The organism is Streptomyces sp. NPDC001941, assembly GCF_040296945.1.
Lineage (GTDB): Bacteria > Actinomycetota > Actinomycetes > Streptomycetales > Streptomycetaceae > Streptomyces.
This window is the reverse complement of sequence record NZ_JBEOYE010000136.1, coordinates 1-19586: the sequence shown is the minus strand read 5'-3', so window position 1 is coordinate 19586 and position 19586 is coordinate 1. Positions and strand designations below refer to the sequence as shown.

At 70.9% G+C, this 19586-nt stretch carries 15 protein-coding genes; 13 read left to right on the top strand and 2 right to left on the bottom strand.

Features of this window, described 5'->3' with window-relative positions; genetic code table 11:
• The first annotated feature begins 225 nt into the window (after window positions 1-225).
• The 10 genes from ABT160_RS43150 to ABT160_RS43105 all read left to right on the top strand — a co-directional run bounded on the left by ABT160_RS43150 (window position 226) and on the right by ABT160_RS43105 (window position 11475).
• Complete coding sequence (locus tag ABT160_RS43150) at window positions 226-1287, top strand: hypothetical protein (RefSeq protein WP_351654747.1); 1062 nt, start codon at window positions 226-228, stop codon at window positions 1285-1287.
• Between the two features lie 306 nt (window positions 1288-1593).
• Entirely contained in the window at window positions 1594-2613 is a 1020-nt protein-coding gene (locus ABT160_RS43145) for an NAD-dependent epimerase/dehydratase family protein (RefSeq protein ID WP_351654744.1), read from the top strand.
• Window positions 2614-3840: 1227 nt separating this feature from the next.
• Entirely contained in the window at window positions 3841-5091 is a 1251-nt protein-coding gene (locus ABT160_RS43140) for a helix-turn-helix transcriptional regulator (protein ID WP_351654741.1), read from the top strand.
• 103 nt (window positions 5092-5194) lie between these two features.
• Window positions 5195-5665: a hypothetical protein gene (locus tag ABT160_RS43135; protein ID WP_351654738.1), complete on the top strand. Its 471-nt coding sequence runs from the start codon at window positions 5195-5197 to the stop codon at window positions 5663-5665.
• 39 nt (window positions 5666-5704) lie between these two features.
• On the top strand, window positions 5705-6157 hold the full coding sequence (locus tag ABT160_RS43130) for a hypothetical protein (protein WP_351654735.1): 453 nt from the start codon (window positions 5705-5707) through the stop codon (window positions 6155-6157).
• 311 nt (window positions 6158-6468) lie between these two features.
• Window positions 6469-6834, top strand: a complete 366-nt coding sequence (locus ABT160_RS43125) for a hypothetical protein (protein WP_351654732.1) — start codon at window positions 6469-6471, stop codon at window positions 6832-6834.
• Between the two features lie 631 nt (window positions 6835-7465).
• On the top strand, window positions 7466-7666 hold the full coding sequence (locus tag ABT160_RS43120) for a hypothetical protein (protein ID WP_351654729.1): 201 nt from the start codon (window positions 7466-7468) through the stop codon (window positions 7664-7666).
• Window positions 7663-8277, top strand: coding sequence for a hypothetical protein (locus ABT160_RS43115; protein ID WP_351654726.1), 615 nt, complete (start codon window positions 7663-7665; stop codon window positions 8275-8277). Before ABT160_RS43120 ends, ABT160_RS43115 begins: the two co-directional genes overlap by 4 nt.
• A gap of 922 nt (window positions 8278-9199) precedes the next feature.
• Window positions 9200-10561: a hypothetical protein gene (locus ABT160_RS43110; RefSeq protein ID WP_351654723.1), complete on the top strand. Its 1362-nt coding sequence runs from the start codon at window positions 9200-9202 to the stop codon at window positions 10559-10561.
• A gap of 395 nt (window positions 10562-10956) precedes the next feature.
• A complete protein-coding gene (locus ABT160_RS43105; RefSeq protein WP_351654720.1) occupies window positions 10957-11475 on the top strand; it encodes a hypothetical protein in 519 nt (172 codons plus the stop codon).
• A 136-nt stretch (window positions 11476-11611) separates the two neighbouring features.
• Here the strand turns inward: ABT160_RS43105 and ABT160_RS43100 are convergent, their stop codons facing one another.
• Both ABT160_RS43100 and ABT160_RS43095 read right to left on the bottom strand, forming a co-directional pair.
• Window positions 11612-11980, bottom strand: a complete 369-nt coding sequence (locus ABT160_RS43100; RefSeq protein WP_351654717.1) for a PLAT/LH2 domain-containing protein — start codon at window positions 11978-11980, stop codon at window positions 11612-11614.
• Window positions 11977-12414 (bottom strand): hypothetical protein, encoded by a 438-nt coding sequence (locus ABT160_RS43095; protein ID WP_351654714.1) that lies wholly within the window; start codon window positions 12412-12414, stop codon window positions 11977-11979. Before ABT160_RS43095 ends, ABT160_RS43100 begins: the two co-directional genes overlap by 4 nt.
• 463 nt (window positions 12415-12877) lie before the next feature.
• On the opposite strand from ABT160_RS43095, the gene ABT160_RS43090 reads away from it, so the two are divergent.
• From ABT160_RS43090 to ABT160_RS43080, 3 genes are all read left to right on the top strand, one after another.
• Window positions 12878-14875, top strand: a complete 1998-nt coding sequence (locus ABT160_RS43090) for a sensor histidine kinase (protein ID WP_351654712.1) — start codon at window positions 12878-12880, stop codon at window positions 14873-14875.
• A complete protein-coding gene (locus ABT160_RS43085; RefSeq protein ID WP_351654709.1) occupies window positions 14876-15568 on the top strand; it encodes a response regulator transcription factor in 693 nt (230 codons plus the stop codon). It begins immediately after the preceding gene.
• Between the two features lie 924 nt (window positions 15569-16492).
• A partial coding sequence (locus ABT160_RS43080) for an RICIN domain-containing protein (RefSeq protein ID WP_351654750.1) occupies window positions 16493-19586 on the top strand: 3094 nt, incomplete at its 3' end.

The following is a 19586-nucleotide window of genomic DNA, read 5'->3' as shown; positions in this document are numbered from 1 at the left end:
TGCTCCCGGGCCTCCAGCGGCCCCGGGCCGGGGCGGCCCCCCCCGGGGGGGCGCCCCCTACCCCCGCCCCCCCCCCGACACCCGAAGCGCTGCACGCCGACCTCCCGGCACTCGAAGCGCTGGGCGCCGAGCTCCCGGCACACGGGGCCTGCGGCATTCGACGCCGCCGCACCGACCTTCTCAACCACCATCGGACGGCAAGGGATTCCGCCCCTCCGGCCGACGGTGACCAGCAAGAAAGACCTCACCATGTCGCACCACGCCAATCCGCCCGGTACGGGACGCAAGCTGACCCTGGTCGTCCTCGGCCTCACAGCTCTCATCGCCGCGATGCTGTGCGCTTTCGCGCTGCCCTCGCTCCACAGCGGCCCGCATCACGTCCCCGTCGGCGTGACCGGGTCCGCGCGGGCGGTCGAGGCAATCCGGGACAAGGCCGACGGCCCCGCGTGGGACGTGCGTGTCTACGAGAGCCGTGATGCCGTCGAGACGGACGTCAAGGGTGGGGACATCGCCGGCGGTCTCGCGATCACCGCCCAGGGCGTCGACGTCTACACCGCTACCGCCAGCGGCCCCTCGGCCACCAGCGCCCTCACCGCGCTGGGCAACGTCGTGGCGGAGCAGAACAAGACGCAGGCCACCGTCCACGACCTGGTGCCGTTCACCGACGACGACCCCCGCGGCGCGGGCCTGACCTCGGCACTGATGCCCATGATCTTCGGCGGGATCTTCCCCGCACTGATTCTCGGCAACGTCTTCCCCGGCCATCGCGGCCTGCGGCTCCGTCTGGCGGGAGCCTTGACCTTCTCCGTCGTGGCCGGCGGCGCCATCGCCGCTGTCCTGCAGTTCGGGACGCACTCGATCGACGGCGACTTCGCGGTCACCGCACTCGGGCTCATCCTCGGCATGGCGGCCATGTCCACGACCCTCCTCGGCCTCCAGGCCCGATTCGGCATGGCCGGCTTCGCCCTCGGCGGAGCCCTCATGATGCTGCTCGGCAACCCCCTCTCGGGGCTGGCCACCGGTCCGCACTGGCTGCCCAACGGCTGGGCCACCATCGGCCAACTTCTGCCCCCGGGAGCGTCGGGCAGCCTTCTGCGGGCCAACGCCTTCTTCGACAGCGCGGGTGGCGGTCTGCCGTGCCTGGTCCTGATGGTCTGGGTCGTCATCGGAGTGGCTCTTGCCCTGCTCGCGGACCGGCGCGGGAGGCGCTCCACGGGATCCGGCTCGGCGGCTGTCGCCGCGTCCGGACCTGGGGACGCCTCGCACTCCGAACTCGCCGTCTCCTGAAGGCGAAAGCGCAAGCAGAGAACGGCGGTCGGTGAGCAGGTCCCGAGGAGCGCCCGTGGTCACGGACCTCGATGTACGGGTCGTCGACGGGTGATGGTGACGGTGGCCGGGGTGCGGCGTGGCGGCGACGCATTCACCCCCGCCCGCGTTCGGGGGAGCGGGTACAGAGAACCGTTGGTGCACGTAGAGCCACCATGGCGTCACGGGTGACACGCGTGACGCCCGCGGCGCCACCCCGAAGCGCGCGGGTAGCACCCGGCGGGCGCGCCATTTCCCGGCCCCCGTGGACCAGGCAGGATCGGCGGCATGAAACTGCTCGTACTCGGCGGCTCTTGGTTCCTCGGCAAGGCGATCGTTCAGCAGGCCCTCGAACAGGACTGGGAGGTGACCGCGTTCACCCGGGGACGCTCCGGCACCCACGTGCCCGGCGTCCGCCCCGTGAACGGTGACCGCCTGAACCCCGACGACCTGAAGCGGCTGGCCGACCACGGCCCGTGGGACGCAGTCGTGGACACGTCCAGTAGTGATTTCGCGCCGCGTGACGTCCGGCTCGCTGCCCGCTCCCTGGCCAGGGCTGCTGCTCGGTGGGTCCACGTCTCGACCGTGTCTGTGTACCAGGGCTGGCCGCACGAGCCGCTGAACGAATCCTCACCGCTGCTCGACTGCCCGCCCGACGCGGACGAGTCGTACGGCTACACCGGGGCCGACGGCTCCCCGACGAAGTACGGCTTCCAGAAAGCGGGCGGTGAACGGGCCGTCGAGGAGTTCTTCCCCGACGCCAGCGTGTGCCTGCGGCCCGGCGTCATCCTGGGGCCGGGCGAGTACGTGGGACGCCTGCCTTGGTGGCTGAACCGCGCGGCCCTGGGCGGCCGGATGGTCGCCCCGGGGCCCGCCGACCAGCGGATTCAGCCCGTCGACGTCCGCGACGTCGCGCGGTTCGCGCTCGACCAGGCCGCCGCGTCCGGCGGCGGCGCCTACAACATCACGCACCCCGGCGGCATCACGTTCGACGAGTTCCTGGCCGCGTGCCTCGCCGCCACCGGGAGCACAGGAGAACCGGCCTGGGCGCCCGCTGACGTGCTCGCCGCCCACGAGGTGGCCCAGTGGACGGAACTGCCCCTGTGGAGGACCCACGAGGGTGTGTGGAGTGTCGACTCGCCGCGCGCGGTCGCGGCCGGCCTTTCGTGCCGACCGCTGCACGAGACGGTGGCGGACACGTGGGCATGGCTCCAGGCCGACGGGCGGCCCGTTGAACACCCCCGCTGGGCTGAGCACGGACTCAGCCCAGCGAAGGAACAGCAGATCCTCGACGCCCTTTCCGGCTGAGATCAGGGCTCAAGCGCCAGGCTCCCCGCCCTGCCCCCCCAACGTGAACGAAGTGGCGGTGCGTGTGAACTCCTGTGTTGGCGGCGACATCGACGTTTTCCTGTGGCAGGCGCTGCGAGTGCCAGCGTGGCGCACGGTCCGGGCGATGTCGAGGTCCACCGCGTCCGAGCTTTGAGCGTGAGCGGCTTCGGGACGACCCGGAAGGACCAGCACGTGCACGCCAGCCACGATGCCCGCGCGTGGTCGGCGACCGTCCCGTACAGGGCTTCTGGCCCTGTGCCCGGCGGCGGTGTCCAGAAGGTTCGTCGGCTCGTTCGCGTTCCCCGGCACGGGGACGACGCCGATCGCGGCCGTCATCCCCCCCGTCGAACGTCGTGTAGGCCAGGACACAGCATCGGTCCGGCCAGTGGTGCAGCAGGGCGACCATGGGCACCCTGCCCTTTCCATTGACGCTGTGCCCCGTGGGCGTCGTTCTCGTTGGTCACGGCCGGGAGGCTAGCCGGGTCTACGGACAGTTACGCTCGGCATCAGCGTGGGCCAGAGCATCGAGGGTCGGCTACTGGTTCCCACAGTTGCTGCACGCGTAGGACTGCTGACTTTCAACCGTCCCGTCGTCTCGGTAGACGTAGACCGTGGATTTCGTGCCGGTGCACGTGATCGTCTTACTTGGGTCGTTCGGGTCCGGTACCTGCCGCATGCACGGAAGGGCTCTGTCCTCGTGGTGCCCCATCAGTTGAACACCGCTCTCTCCTCGTCTGTCGGCCAGCGCTTCGTGGTGCAGCCGGAGCAGTGCCAGTGCCACGCGGGTGAGGACGCTCGCACCTCGGTCATGTCCTTCCACAGGTACGGGCGCGTAGGACATACGCCGCAGCGGGGAGGCTCAGTGTTGACAATCACGGTACGTCGAGGGTCGTTCACCATGCGTGCAGTCTTCCATCTCGGCCGCCGCCTTGTTGCGGATCTAAATGTGATGACTCGAAGAACCGGCTTGAGTAGCACGGGGGTTCGAGCCTTCATTCGAAGATGGTCTGCCTAGGAGTTCCTCAAGGACAGAAAGCAGGCGTAGTAGTTGAGGGTCGAGTTTCGGACCGACTACCACGCCTGTTGGTAGTTCTGATCAACAAGAAGGCCCCGTAAGGAATTTGAAACCTCACGGGGCCCTCACCGCCCTGGGGCGGGGGTACCGTTCAAATACGGCTATCCGAACGGCACATGTCAGGAGACATCATGCCCCAGTGGAGCGAATACAGCACGGGTGAACGCATCGCGATCATGCGCGGCGCAACCCTCACGCAGGAGTCCTTGGCCGAACTGACGGGCGTGTCCGTCCAGACGATCAGGAACGCAGAGCAGGACAAGACCCTCACTCTCCCCACCCTCCTGAAGATCGCTGGTGCCCTCCACACCCGCACCTCCGTGATCCTCGGTGAGGAAGCCCCCGTGCGCAGCATGGGTCTCGACGACCGCAAGGTTCTAGTGCGGCTGTCCAACACGGTGCACGACGTCTCGGCCGGCCTCCTCCCGACCGACCTCGATCCGGTCACCGTGGCGGAGCTCGACAGCCTGGTGCGCCATGCCTGGCAGCGCTACTGGGATGGCGAGTACGGGGAAGTCGGCGGATTTGCCGTCCAGTTGCTCCGCCAGGCCGCGGTGACCCTTCATGCGCTCCCGGACGGCGAGCAGGCGGCAGGGCACGCAGTCATGTCGGACGCCTTTCGCATCGCCGCGTACGTGGCGAACCTCTGGGGCGCGCGAGATCTGGCGTACGCGGGAATCGGCCACGCCGCCCAAGCAGCCCGCAAGGCTGCCGACCCCCTCCGTGACGCTCTGGTGGCCTCCGGGAGGGCGTGGGTGTACCTACGGGACGCCCGGCTCGACGACGCCCTGGCACTGGCGGAGAAGGCGGCTGTGGACATCGAACCCGTGCGGGGGAGGACCGCGACTCGGGATGAGTGGACCGTGTACGGATCTCACGTGAATTTCGCGGCGGTCGTCGCTTCCCGGATGGAGCGCTCCGACCTGGCTCACACATTCCTCGGGGAGTCGAACATGGCCGGGGCCCGGATGGGTGCGGAGCACGGCGCGTTCGGCACGCTGCACGGGCCGACATCGGCCGCCGTCCAGGCCGTCGGCATTAACGTGTCGTTGGGCGAGATCTCCAAGGCCAGTGACCTGGTGGACTCCCTGAACCGGCGCCAGTTGTCACAGCTTCAAGAGGCGGCGCAGCGCCGGTACGAGATGGATTTGGCGCAGGTTCTCGTGGCCAAGAGCAACTATGACGCGGCTCTCTCCGTCATCCACGACGCGGTGACCGCGTCGCCCAACTGGGCGGCCCACCAGACGCTCCCCTCCGTGATCGTGCGGAGGGCCGGGCGGCTGTCCACCAACCGACTGCGGACGGTGGCGAACCTGGTCGGAGTCCGGCCGATCGAGGGGGCGCCCTCGTTCGACCCGGCAACCCTGAAATCCGCCCTGTAATCAGGCGGCTACTAGCGGGTGTGGCACCCGGTCCGAATTTCATCGGTCGGCTACCACGCCCGCTTTCTGTTCCGAACTCCTCGCATTCGAAATGATTTTGGCCATGGCGAAGAGGACGGAAGAGCAGCAGGGGCGGCGCCGCGATATCGCGGATGCGTCGTCCGGCTACCGCACAGAGGTGATCCTCTACCAGGTCACCCACAATGCCGCAGAGGCGGCGATGAACCAGGAGTTCATGAGGCGTTACGCCCACGGCCGGGACTGGCACGTCGTGGCTTCCTTCATCGACACGGACCCGGCCGCCGTCGTCGAGCAGCGCCCGCAGTGGGTGAAGAACGTTCTCCCCGCGTTCGAGCGCAGCGAGGCGAGCGGTCTGCTCCTCCCCCTTCACGACCACATCGACGTGCGGCACTCGCGGGTCGAGGCCATGCGCGGCTGGCTGAGCGACCGTGGGGCGTTCCTGGTCGAGACAGGTCTACCCAATGAGGTCGAGCGGCCGCCTCCCTGCCCCGCCTGCGCCCCGTCCCCTGCGAGCCCGCGGACTGACGTCCCGTCACGGCCCGCCGTCTCCTGATACCGGGGCTGCGTGGCGCGAGGAGAGGAGCAGCACGGCGTGAACCTGTATCAGGAGAGGCAGTCGGCGGGGCCGTTCGTCGAGGGACGATCGGACGGCCTGGAGCCGTACGACGTCATGGTGGAAGACCTGACACGCTCGTACCCGATCGCCCAGTGCACCAGCGCGAGGGAGGTCGAAAAGCGGCTGCACCTGTTCCTGGGCGGCCTGGCGTGCATGGCGAACGAGGTCGAGGAGCTGGCCCGCCAGCTCGACGCGGGCAGCCAGGAGAGGGCGCACGTTATGGCGGAGCTGGTGACGTGCCGGAAGCGCATCGAGCAGCACCCCGGGACGTACGACTCGCACGAGTGCGCCAGGTACGGCCGCGCCCTGGCCCGGGATGTCGGCGAACGGCTCCTCGCCCACCTGGCGGTGCTGCACGACACGGTCAAGGGTCGCCGCCGCCCTGACGCCCTCCGCGGCCTGACGTCCCATCACGGCCGGCCGCGCTGAGAGCCCCCTCCTCGTCTGTCCCGTGGGCGGGGAGGGTCCGACGGGCCGGGCGCGATCGCCCCGTCTGGTGCGGGGCGGCGGCCCGTGGGGGGTCCTCCGCCCCGCACCGCCCGCTACTCCCGGCCGCCGCCGCTCTGACATCTGCGGAGGCCGGGCAGGAGGCCAGCACACGGCAGGACGGGGCTCGCTGACCCCGTTCCGGGGCCGGGTGCTGGCCGCCCCCTTCGGGGTGGCGTGGCGGGACGTGACGCTTCCGGCCCGCTACGCCACCCCTCCATCTCGACGACGACCAGGACCAGGAGCCCGTTCCCGTGACGACCACGCCCGCACTGTCCATCGATATAGACAAGGTCGCGGAGCGCTGCAACGCCGTGCGGCGCGCGTCCTTCGGGGAGCGCAGCCGGGGGACGCTGGACGAAGACGTGGAAGTCCTGACGGGCTGGTTCATCGCCGTGTATGCCCGCCTGTCCCCGGAGAACCTGATCAGGGCCGCGCCGTACCAGTCGGACGTCCGGCCGTGCAGGAGGCGAGCCAATCCGTGGACGGACAAGGCCCAGTTCCAGCGCGCTCAGATCTGGGCGCGCGCGGCGTGGAACGTCGGCCACCTCTACCACCAGCAGTACCGGACCGTCGCCGAGCTGGCCCGCCGCGCCCAGACCGCCGGGCGGGCAGCGTGAGCACGGAGTCGGAAGAGCCGGAGCCTGAGGAGCAGCAACCCCGCTTGTGGCGGACCGTGGCCTACGCGATCGTGCTCGCCTTGGCGTGGTTCCTCCTCTGGTACGGAGTGGCGACCCATCAGGCCGCCTGGCACCCGCCGAAGCGCCCGGTGCCCACTCCGGCCCACTGACCGGGTCTCCAGCCACCGCCTGTCGGTAGGCGATGGCCGGACACCCGCCCTTCCCCTCTCCCTGGCGTGGCCGTGGTGCGGCTCCGTGGCCCCGGTGAGAGGGCGGCCCCGGCCCGCTCTGTCCGCGCCCTGCTCCCGCGCGGCGGCGGGCTCCCATCCGGGGCCCGGGTGGCGCGGCTTGTGGGGAAGGTCGCCGCGCCACCCCCTCGACGTCTCCCTGGCGCCCCCGCGCCGGGGCAGGCCGCACCGCAAGCGCACGCGGACACCGCGCCAGCTCCGCTCAACGCCACCGGTGCGCGCGGGCGGCGCGCCCCCTGTCCCCTCGGGGGTCGCGTCACCCGCTCCGAATGTCCGGCCGCGCCCCGCCCGCTCCTGTGGGCGCGGCCGGGCTCCCTGTACCGCCTACCCCGGGCTACCTCCATGCCCCGGGGCGGGCACCTCGACCTGTGTGAGGACACCCTGTGAACAGCGAAGCCCGGCACGCGCGCGACGACGATGACGACCGCCACATGGTGCGCACCTTCAGCGCCTTCGGTCTGTCGTGCATGACTCTGTTCGTCGGCCTGGTCGGGCCGTCCGCCACCCGCGTCGTCTTACCGGACGGCGTCGCCGCGACATCGTTATCCCTGCCTGACGTCGACCCGTGGGAGCCGACGGCGTGAACGACCGGCACCTGACGCCGTTGCCGACGCAGCCGTGCGAGGAGTGCGCGGGCCTGGAAGCCCGGGGCCGGGATCTGCTGAACCAAGCCCGTGGTGCGGGCGTCTCGCTCCTCGCCTTCCACCACGTCAGCGAGCACGGCGTACGCGACCCGAACGCGAGGCCGTGCCCGTGCTCGGGCTGCGCGGCCGGGGGCGAAGGCTGCGCGCGGGCAGATGAACCGCACCTTGCCTACGCGGAACAGCTCCTCGGCATCATCAGCGACAATGAGCCCCACGGCCTCTTCCTGAAGGGCCCGTTCTATCCGCTCCGGTTCGACGACATGCCCCCCGGCCCCCAGGCGTGGCCACCCCCGGGAGCGTCCCGCCTCGGCCTGTGCAACCACCGCACGTCTCCGCTGACACCCAAGGTCCGCGCCGACGGGCGCAGCACGAGTCAGGCCGTCCTCGACGCGCTCACCGAAGCCCGGTACGCGGCCCGTGTCAACGGCTTGCCGATGCCCGCCCCCGACGCCGACGCGGCCATCCGCGACGCTCGGGGCGACGCCGTCGAGGAGTCGGCCGGCCGTGACGCGGCGTCAGGCCGCGGTCGTCATCTGCGGCTCGTCGAGTGAGGTCCGCTGCGCACGGGACCGCGCCGCAGCCATCTCCGGCGGGGGCGCCGGGCGTCGAGCGGGTGCACCACGCTGCGACGAGCGCGAGGCACGCGCCGACGGCCACGCGACGGGTCACGGGCCGGGGTGCTCGGGTGCGCGGCATGCCGTCAGGCTACGGCGGTAAGAGTCCCGATCCGGGGAGCGGTTCGCGCTGCTCCGCGAAGTGTTCGCGCCCGTTCGCGCTCGGGCCGCGAACCAGCGCGAAGGAGCCGCCGCTGTCGCGTACCTGCGCAGCCGCAGTGCGCGCGACGACCCGGCACGGCGCGGCGAGGAGCGGGGGACATGAGTGATTCAGCTCCTGGACAGGAAAGCGAAGGGTCCGGTCACGGGAACCCGCTCGCGCGGCACTCGCGGCGCACACAAGGAAGGGAAGCGAATCATGAATGTGCCTGGGAATGCCGGGCGATCTCCGTTTTCCTTGAATATGTAAGGATGGAGAGGGGAGTGGAATTCAGGCAGAGTGATTTCGGTCTTCTTATCTTAGCGGCCCGGTGTCTCGGAACCTTGTCGGGAACGTAACGGCCGCCCCAAGATGCTCCCTGGCCTGCCGCAGCTGTCCTGCGGCTCCTCGGTCAACCGTAATACTCGCTGGTCAGGCCCACGCATCGCTATCGGGCGCGGCTGCTGGCCGTCCCTAGTCCTTTTGCGCCTGCCCGCGTGTAAGCGCCCGTCGGAGCCCGTGCGGCAGGCCGAAAGTCCCGGCCGCCGCGGCAAGAGTCCTTTCCTGTGAGGTCAGGTTGGCGTAACGATGCCGCCGTCCTTTCTGGGGGTGGCCGTTACATCCTCTACCGATGAGCGCAATACCAGCCCTTTACCTTTATTTCTGTCAGCAAGAAAGGCGGCCGAAAAGAGGGGCCGCTTACGACAGGAGACCATTTTCATGAAGGCCGCCCGCCGTTCCACGTTCCGTAACGCCGCCATCGCCGCGGGCACGGTGACCGCCCTCGCCCTGCCGGTGGGTGCGGCTTTCGCCGACGCCCCGGCCGACCCGGGCACCGGCCCCACGACCCCCTCGGTCCAGCCGGAGAACCCCACCGTCCCCGACACCAAGCCGGACCCGGAGACGAAGCCCGAGACGAAGCCGGAGACCAAGCCCGAGGACAAGCCGCAGGACCAGGTGCAGACCAAGACCGTGGCCCTGAAGGACGGCGGCACCGCGAAGGTCAACTGGATCCTGGGCACGCCGCGCGCGGAGCTGTTCGGCAAGGGTGGTAACGCGCTGGGCGCCCTGGAGGCCCCGGGTGCGTCGAAGACCCTCCCGTCGGGTCTGAAGGTCACCCTCAACCACGGCGGCACCCTCACCCAGGCGTTCACCAGCAGCCCGGGGGACAAGCCGCAGGACCAGGTGAAGGAGAAGTACGTCAGCCTGCAGGACGGCGGCATGGCGAAGATCAACTGGATCCTGGGCAAGCCCCGCGCGGAGCTGTTCGGCAAGCGCAGCGACGCCCTCGGCGCCCTGTCGGGACCCGGTGCCTCCAAGGTCCTCCCCTCGGGCCTGAAGGTCACCTTGAACTACGGTGGCACCCTGACCCAGAAGTGGACCGACGGCCAGGGCACCAAGCCCAAGCCGCAGGACCAGGTGAAGACCAGGACGGTGGCCCTGAAGGACGGCGGCAAGGCCAAGGTCAACTGGATCCTGGGCAAGCCCCGCGCCGAGCTCTTCGCCAAGAACGGCAAGGCCCTGGGCGCCCTGGAGGCCCCGGGTGCGTCGAAGTCGCTGCCGTCGGGCCTGAAGGTCACCCTGAACCACGGCGGCACCCTCACCCAGACCTGGACCAAGACCAAGCCGAAGCCCAACCAGAACACCCAGCGCAAGGTCATCCTCAAGGACGGAAACACCGCACTGGTGGAGAAGGGCACCGACAGCGTCTGGGGCGCCACGTTCTGGAGCGCCAAGCACGGCGGCTTCCTCGACGGCGCCCACGCCACCAAGCGCCCCACGGTCAAGCTGCCCTCGGGCCTGAAGGTCACCGTCACCAAGGAAGGCAAGCTCCTGCAGACCTGGGCCAAGTCCACGGGCATCTCCAAGTCCGCGGACGGCACCAAGGCGGCCACCGGCCTGGACCAGATGCGGATGCCCAAGGGCGGCGTGAAGGCCGGTACCGAGAACGCTGAACAGGCCGCCACCACGGCCGACTCCGGTGACAACACCGTGCTCCTGGCCGCCGGAGGCGGCGCCGCCGCGGTCGCCGCGGCGGGCCTGGGCTTCACGATGCTGCGCCGCCGCAAGACCAACAACTGACGCTGACTCCAAGCACGTTGCCCTTCTGGGGCGACGCGCGCGAGTATCTCCGTGGCGATGGCAGAGCCGTCGCCACGGACCGGAGAGCCGGTAGCCATCACCTACGCGTACGAGGTGAGCGGCTACCGGCTCTTTCGCATCCCTGCATCAGATCCCGGCGTCAGATCGCGTCCCGCCGGCTCAGCCCGTTGCCCGGACCGGATCGTCAGGGCCCGCCGTCACAGGACCTTGGGGTGCTTGAGCAAACGCCGTTACGAGCCCGTGCAAAGAAGGCAACGTGGCCCGCATACCTTTGAAGTGTCGGAAAGCGGACGGATCAAGTCCGCGTACAACCCCCGGCACCCCACACCCCACACCCCACCCCCACATCCCCCCACACTTCGAAGGAACACCTCATGCGGAAGTACATGCGGACCGCTCTGGTCTCCCTGGTCGCCGTCGCGGCCGTCGGTGGCCCGGTCGCCGGCGCGATGGCCTGCGAACAGCCCTCCACCCCCAGCACCGCCACTGACGCGCACCAGAGCGTCAAGCGCTCGTACGTCAAGACGGTGAAGCTGCGCGGCGGGATGACCGCCAAGGTCTACAAGCTGGCCGGCAAGGGCTACCAGGCCGATCTGTTCCTCGGCAAGGTCCGCCTGCACGTCCTGACCGCGATCAACAAGGCCGCGGTGACGCTGAACGACGGCACGTTCGTCAAGCTCACCCCGAACGGCACGGTCACCTCCTGGAAGTACACGGCCAAGCACGTCAACAAGCCCTCCAAGCCCGGCAAGCAGCAGCGTCAGATCTGCCCGCCCGGCCCGGGCGACGAGTCCCGCGACCGTCAGCGCCAGATCTGCCCGCCCGGCCCCGACGCCGAGGTCCCCCTCCCCGCGGGCGACGGCTCCGGCGCGGACGCCGTGAACGCCGCCTGATCCGGCCCCTCGACTCTGCCCCGGTCCCGCCCCACGCTCATCACGAGGGGCAGGACCGGGGCAGACCCCTGTCACCAGCGCGCGACGCGCCCGAAGCCGCTCGGCCGCGTCGGCGCCCGGCGCCGGCGGGCGTTCGTCAGGCCAGGTCGAGCGTACGGTCGATCTGCTCGTCGAACTCGTCGGTGGCCAGCCACAGCGAGCACGGGAACGTCCACTCCCGGTCGCCGTCCATGTCCCGGACCAGGATCCGGCTCAGGAACCAGCCGGGCCGCGCACCGCTGTTGTCGTGACGCACCCGGACCTTCCGCAGGTCACCCAGGTCTTCGAGGGTGTACGTGAAGACGGAGGTACTGGCCCGCTCGAAGTCGTCGCCCTCGCTGTCGAGTTGGAGCTCGTCGCTGCTTCCCCGGCTTCCGTACAGGGTCAGGAAGACGTTGGCGTCCGTGCCAGCCCCATTGACGTTCCCGGTGAAGACACTGATCTGGTAGTCCGTCAAGTCGCTCACAGCGTCCAGACGGTCAGGGGAGCGCTCCCGGTGTTGACGACCCGGATCGGTACGGCTCCCCACCAGCGACGGATGGTCATGGTCTCGCCCGGGGACACCGGGATCCACTCGGGGTCCGCGCCGAGCAGGGTCTGGACCATGGCCTCGCCCGGGGACGCGCCTTCGTTGCGGACGCTCAGTTCCGTGTTGCTGAAGAACCACGTGCCGAAGGTGGTGTTGCTGCCCCGGCCCTCGAGCCGCACCGCGTTGCTCCGCGCCTGGAAGAGCGCGGTACGGGTGGCCGGGGCCGCGTTGTCCGTGCCGGGGGCGGTGCCCTCCTGTGGTGCGTGCTCGTCGGCCCGGTGCGCCGGAGCCATCCGTGCCGAGAGGCCGATCGTGTGGGACGCCACCTCGGCGACCGCCGTCAGCACCATCTGTGCCAGGCCCTTGTTCATGTGTCCTCCTGCTTCCGCGTACTCGGTGTCCAGCTGTCCTGGGCTGTCTCCGATGACCGCCCGAACACAGACTGGGCCGCCCGGCGGGGCCCTTTCATGAGGCAGCGGTCCTGTTCGCGGCGGGCCGTGTCCCGCGGGGCCGGGCAACGTACGGGCAGCGGTTTGACCAGCGGCAACGGTCGATCCCCGAGGAGTTCTGCGGGCTGTATCCGCGCACGGCGATGTGCGGGGGCTCACGGATTCCCGCGTCGGGCCCGAACGCGCCCACGCGCCCGGGACAGCGCCCGGGACGGTCAGGACCCGTACCCCATGCGTCCCTCCGCCCCATCGGCGCTGACGGCGGGGGCGGCGGTCTGCTCGAACTGCTGGCCGAGCTCTTCAGGGGCTGAAAGCGGTGACCCGGCACCGCACGATGGCCGACGCGTGCGCTGCGTCCGCCCCGGGCCCCGCTGGACAATGGGGTGTGGAACGGGGCGAAGCGGTGCGCTGGGCCGCCGGATCGATCACGGCGGCGTCGGTGGGCGCGGTGCTGTTCGCCGGGGTCGTGGCAGTCCGTTTCCCCCTGGTGGGCAAGGACGTCGCGAGTACGACGGAGACCGTGTTGCTCGGCATCTCCATGCTGTCCTGGGTGGGGACCGGAGCCGTGCTGGCCCTGCTGCGGCCACGCACCCCGGTGGGGTGGCTGTTTCTCGCCATCGGTGGATCGGGTTCCCTGCAGATGGGACTGGCGGCCTACGGCGGCTACGGCCTGCTCGTCGCCGAGCCTGCGTGGCCGGGCGCACCGTGGTCGGCGGCCGCTGCCGCCGGCGCGCACCTGCCCGCGGTCTTCGCGCTCCCCACCGTCGTGCTGGCGCTGTATCCGGACGGGCGCCTCGCCCAGCGCTGGCTGAGGTGGCCCGTAGCGCTGGCCGCCCTCGCGATCAGCGCCCTCGTGCTGTCCTCCGCCTTCGACCCGGAGGCGTACGACGACATCGTGCCGGGCGGCACCCCGCCCCTCAGCCGGCCGGGCGCCGTGCTGGACGGTGTGCAGGCGACCGCGCTCGTCGTGGTCGCGGTGTGCACGGTCCTGATCACCGGGCAGGCGGTGCTGCGCCTGCTCCGTACGCAACCGCCGCGACGTCAGCAACTGGCCTGGATGCTCTGCGTGATGGGCGTGGTCATCGGATCCTCCTTCTTCGTCGCACCGCTCGTCCGCTCCGCCATGGCCGTGCTGGTGCCCATCGCGGTCGGCATTGGTGTCCTGCGCTACCGCATGCTCGGCATTGAGGCCGTGCTGCGCCGCGGGCTGGTGTACGGCGCCCTGACGGCGGCGGTCGTCTGTACGTACCTCCTGGTCACCGTCGCCCTCGGTGGCCTCTGGCGTCCCCGCGGGCTCTCCGGAGTGCTGGCCGCCGCGCTGGTGGCCGTGGGCCTGGCGCCGGTGAAGGAACGCGTGCAGCGCTCGGTGGACTGGTGGATCTACGGTTCGGGGCGCGACCCCTTGCGCGCACTGGCCCTCCTGGGCGAGCGCGTGGCGGACTCCGAGGAGCGTGAGCTGCTGCCGGCGGCGCTGCTCGCCGTGCGGGCCGCGGTTCGGGCTCCGGCGGTGGCAGTCACGGACGGCCGGGGTAGGACGCTGGCGTCGGCCGGGCCGGCGCCGGCGGCGGGGCACGTGCGGGAACTGCGCCTCGCGGGGCAGCACTTGGGGACGCTCACGGTGGCGGACCGCACTCCGGGGGATCCGTACGGGCGCGACGACAGGAACCTGCTGGGCGCCCTCGCCCAGCAGGTCGCCGTCCTCGTCAGGGCCCTGCAGCTCACCGAACAACTGGCGGCCCAGCGCGACGACGTGAGGGAAGCGACGCGCCAGGAGCGCGAACGGCTCCGCCATGACCTGCACGACGGGCTCGGCCCGTCCCTGGCCGGTGTGGGACTCGGCCTCCAGGCCGCCTCGGAGCGCCTGGCGAGCGGCGACCTGGACGCGGCCGGGGCGCTGTTGGCGCGGATCCGTGAGGAGACGACCGGTGCCGTCGGGGAGATCCGTCGCATCATCGAGGGCCTGCGGCCCGGCGTGCTCGACGAGGTGGGCCTGGTCGAGGCCGTGCGCGGGCATGCCCGCTCCCTGGAGCCACTGGTGCGGATCGACGTACGCGTCACGGGTACGCCCGTGCGGATACCGCCGCGGGTCGAGGGCGCTGCCTACCGCATCCTCACCGAGGCGATGACCAATGTGGTGCGGCACGCGCGGGCGTCGAGCGCCACGGCCTCCCTCGCCTTCGGGGAGCGGTCCTTGACCCTCGTCGTCGCCGACGACGGGACGGGGGACCCGGGCCGGTTCGCGGCGGGGGTCGGCCTCACTTCCATGCGCCGGCGCGCGGAAGAGCTGGGCGGAAGCCTGGGCCTCGCTTCCGGGAACCGGGGCACGGTGCTGACCGCGACACTGCCGTGGAGTGCGTCAGCGCACGAGGGGGAGGGTGAGTAGGTGAGCGAGGACGGACCGCCCACAGCGGGAGCGGGCGAGCGTACGGGGGACGCGGTGCGGGTCGTCGTCGCCGAGGACCATCCGATGTTCCGGTTCGGCCTGGTGGCCGCGCTGTCGGGGTACGGCGGGATCGACGTCGTCGGCGAGGCGGCGGACGGCAGGGAACTGCTCGCGCTGGTGGAACAGACGTCCCCCGACGTGGTCCTGACGGACCTGACCATGCCCCACCTCGACGGCATCGCCGCGATACGCCACCTGAAGGCGAGCCCCGGCGGGCCCGCCGTCCTCGTGCTGACCATGCACGACGACGATCAGACGCTCGTCGCGGCGCTGAGGGCGGGGGCCGACGGCTACCTGTTCAAGGGAGCGGACCGCACCGAGATCGCGCATGCCGTCCTCGCCGCCGCGTCGGGAAGTGCCGTGTACGGGAGGGACGTCGCCGCGAAGATCCGCGGGTTCTTCACGCAGGCCCAGCACGATCACACGGCGCAGGCGTTTCCCGAACTCACCGCCAGGGAGAGGGAGGTGCTCGGACGTGTCGCCCTCGGGCAGGACAACCACCAGATCGCCCGGAGCCTCTGCGTCGCCGAGAAGACGGTACGGAACCACGTGTCCACGATCATGAGCAAGATCGGGACGACGACCCGCGCCGAGACCGTGGCCAGAGCGCGGGACGCGGGCCTCGGAAGCTGACTCCCGTACGAATCCCTGCCTTCTCGTCGTCCGCGGGCGGCGGGTGCGGCCACCGTGAAGCAGGCCGTGTTCGCAACGGAACGTAGCCGCGCTTCCTGGTCCGAGTAGCTGGAGATCACAATTCGATGTACACGGCAAGGAGTTGTTGACCGGCATGTCGTGTACTCGTAATCTCTACACGATCAGTCGATCGTGTGTTCGCCTGAGAGGGAAGTGCTTCGGTCCTTCCGGTTCCACAGTTCTTCAGGGGGAGGAACTGCCGTGCAGAGCCGCATGCGCAGGATGGGTGAAGTACTCGCCGTGTACGGACGGATGACGCCGTCCACGTTGGTCACGTCGACCACCTCGACGACTCCCGCCGGGAACACGGTTCCCGCATGCGCCCACACATGACCGCCTGACCACTGCTTCAAGACCCGTGCGAGAGGTCCTGCCTCCAGCACGCGTCAGTCGCCCGCACTTGTCGTGCCGGCGCACCAACTCCTCGCCACCTGTTCGGCCGTGAGCAGCGGGGCGAGTCACCGACCGGCCTGCCGACCGTCGTAGCTCGGCACGCCGCCGTCACTGCTTTCCGCTTTTCCCGACTCCGCGAACAGGGCAGGCCTCTCGGCCCGCGCCCTTTCCTCACCGCGCCCTGCCGACCTCCGGCAGGGCGTCCATCCGCACAGCGCGTGCTCAGAAGGAGAACAAGTGCGCTCTCGACCAAGGCTGTTTCCGCCGCGATCCTCGCGATCACGGGGACCAGCCGCCTTCACCTCGGCCTTCACGCCCGTCGTCACGGCCGTCACGGCGCTCGCCGTACTCGGCGGCCTCGTCACCCAGTCCGGCCCCGCCGCCGGCGACGTCCGCGCCGCCAAGGCATCGGACTCGCAGGACTGGTACGTCGACACGCCCGCCGAACAGTGGCGCCAGGACCAGTGCCTGATGAGCGACGTCCTGCGCCTGGGCGGGCCCGCGATGTCCGCGACCGCGCAGGACGGGCTGAACCAGCCGCAGGACAAGCTGCACGCGCTGGCCGACCGCGAGTACTGGGAGGAGACGCCGCTCGCCACGGCGTACACCGGCGACAAGAACGCCGCGCTCAATGAGCTGGACGCGCTGGACGCGCTGCGCGGCACGTGGAAGAAGCCGCTTGATGGCCTCTCGACCCCCGGCGGTTTCACCGAGGCCGCCTTCCACTGGCCGCCGGGCACGAGCGACGGCAAGGAGGACTTCTACGGCCAGACCGGCCTGTCGAAGTGGATCTCCGACCGGTTCTGGAAGGACGAGGGCGACTTCTACGAGGACCCGACGCCCCAGGCGGACGCGGCGACCGTGAAGGCGGTCAAGGACCTGGGCACGCCGCTGTACGGTCCCGACCCCTCACCGGTCGGCAACCCGAACTGGGACCGCGACCTCGCCGAGCACGACGGCTTCGACCACCTGACGAACTGGTCGCTGGAGCCGACCGGCGCCGACAACGCGCGCCTGTTCCTGTCCTCCGGCGGCTTCGCGCGCACCGCCCCCCAGCCGGGCACCGTGGAGTACCGCATCGCGGTGGAGGACCTCAAGTCCCGCTTCGCCTCGTGTGCCTGGCGCGACCCGATGGACCCGAACGAGGTCCTCGGCGACCTCACGTCCACCGCGACCACCGAGTGGCAGCAGGAGATCGCCGCGCAGCAGGCGCAGCGCAACGCGATCCTGACCGCCAACAAGGACGCGACCAAGGCGCTCGCCTCGGGTGCCAAGACGCTCGGTGACCTCGTCGGCCAGTCCTGGGTCGCCGACCACCTGGTGCGCTGGCAGGACTACTGGTCCCCCGGCGGCATCGGCTGGATCGGCGACAGCTACGTCACCGTCGAGGTGCCGGGCGCGAAGGGCATGTGCCTGGACGTCCAGGGCGGCGGCACGGCCAACGGCACGCCGGTGCAGATCTACACCTGCAACGGCGGCGTCGCCCAGCGGTGGCAGGTCGAGAGCGGCGAGGACGACCTGCACCTGCGCAGCATGAGCTCGCAGAAGTGCCTGGACATCGACGGCAACAAGTCGGCCAACGGCACGAAGATCCAGGTCTACGACTGCTACAAGTCCGCCGGCCAGTCCTGGAAGGGCAACGTCCAGGCCGCCACCAGCCTGAAGAGCAACTCCACGGGCAAGTGCGTGGACCTGCCCAACTTCACCAAGAGCACCGACGCGCGCCTCTTCGACTGCAAGACGGGCACCTCGCAGAGCTTCCTGATCAAGCCGTCCGGCCACCAGGGCAGCGACGACCTCGCCTACCCGAAGACGGCGCAGTTCGACAAGGCGAAGAAGGGCGTCACCGACACCCAGGCCGCGGCCAAGAGCCGGCTCACCGCGCTGAAGGCGCAGCTGACGGCGGCCCAGACGGCGGCCACCGCTTCGGACAAGGCCGAGCAGGCCGCGTACGCCATCGCCGACGCCGCGGGCTCCCCGCGCGGCCGTGGACTCCTGGTCGCCCAGCAGAAGGCGCAGGTCACCAAGGGCGCGGTCGCCGCGCTGACGGCCATGGTCAAGGCGGGCGAGACCGCCGAGGCCGCCACCCGTACTGCCGCCGCCGACAGCGACACCATCGCGCAGCGGGCGCTGGCGCAGACGGCGCAGGTCAACGCGGAGTTCCGCAAGGAAGCCGCGTACAAGGCGGAGCTGCAGGCGAAGGCCGCCGCCGACGGCGCGAAGCTGCACCGGGACAACGCCAAGAAGGAGAAGGAGACCGCGGAGGCCAAGCTGGCCGTCGCGCTGAAGGCCGAGGGCGACGCGAAGGTCGCCGCCGCCGACGCGCACGCCAAGCGGCTCTCGGCGGAGGCTGAGGAGAAGACGGCGAAGGCGGAGAAGGAGACCGCCGCCGCGAAGCAGGCCGAGGCCAACCAGCACAAGATCAACGCCCAGAGCGAGGCGGGCAAGGCGCAGGACGCGCAGAAGAAGGCCGAGGGCGCCGAGTCCACCGCCGTCGCGCGCAAGAACGACGCGGTCAAGGCCCGGGACAACGCCAAGGCCAAGCGCGACAGCGCGTGGGACGCGGCGCAGAAGGCCGACACCGCGCGCACCAAGGCCGACGCCAAGGAGGCGTACGCCCAGTCCCTGGAGGCCGGGGACGCGGCCGACGCGGCCCGTACCGCCGCCGACGCCGCCGACGGGTACGCCACGCAGGCCGAAGCCGCGGCGGGTCGCGCCCAGACCGAGGCCGACGCCGCCACCCAGGCCGCCGCCGACGCGGACGCCGCGGCCACCCGCGCCGAGGCCGCCGCCAAGCGCGCCCGTTCCGACGCGGACGCCGCCCAGGCCGCCAAGGCCAAGGTCGACGAGGCCGTGGCCACCTCCACGCTCGCGGTCTCCGAAGCCATCCAGGCCTCCGAGCGCGCCTCCGCCGAGGCGAACGCCGCGGTCAAGCTCGCCGACGAGGCCGAGGCTCACGCCAAGGACGCCAAGGCCCAGGCCGACCAGGCGAGCCTGGAAGCGGGCAAGGCGATGGCCGCGTCCGCCAAGGCCGCGGGCTTCGCCCACGTCACCGCGCAGGCCGCCGAGGACGCGGGCAACGCCGCCGCGCAGGTCGCCAAGCCGGCTAACGACGCGATCCAGATCGGTGCGCCCTACGTCACCACCGACTCCGCCGCCGGCCTGGTCGTCCTGACCGGACAGGCGTCGAAGTCGATCGCGGAGCAGCAGCAGGCCGTCGCCGACGCCCACGCCAAGAACGCCCAGGCCGAAGCGGCCGCGGCGAAGAACCTGGCGGACCAGGCGGCGGGCGACGCCAAGGCGGCGTACCAGCACGCGGCCAACGCCGCCGGCTACGCCTCCGACGCCCGGGGCTACGCCAAGGAGGCCCTCGGCTACGCGGCCCAGGCGGCGACTGCCGCCTCCAAGGCCTCGCAGTCGCTGGCCCGCAGCCTGGAGTACCAGCGCCAGGCCACCGAGGACGCGGCCGCCGCCGACAAGGCGGCCGGACGCGCCGAGGGCTACGCCCAGGAGGCCCGCGCCTCCGCCGACCAGGCCGCCCAGGACGCCGAGGCCGCACGCGCCG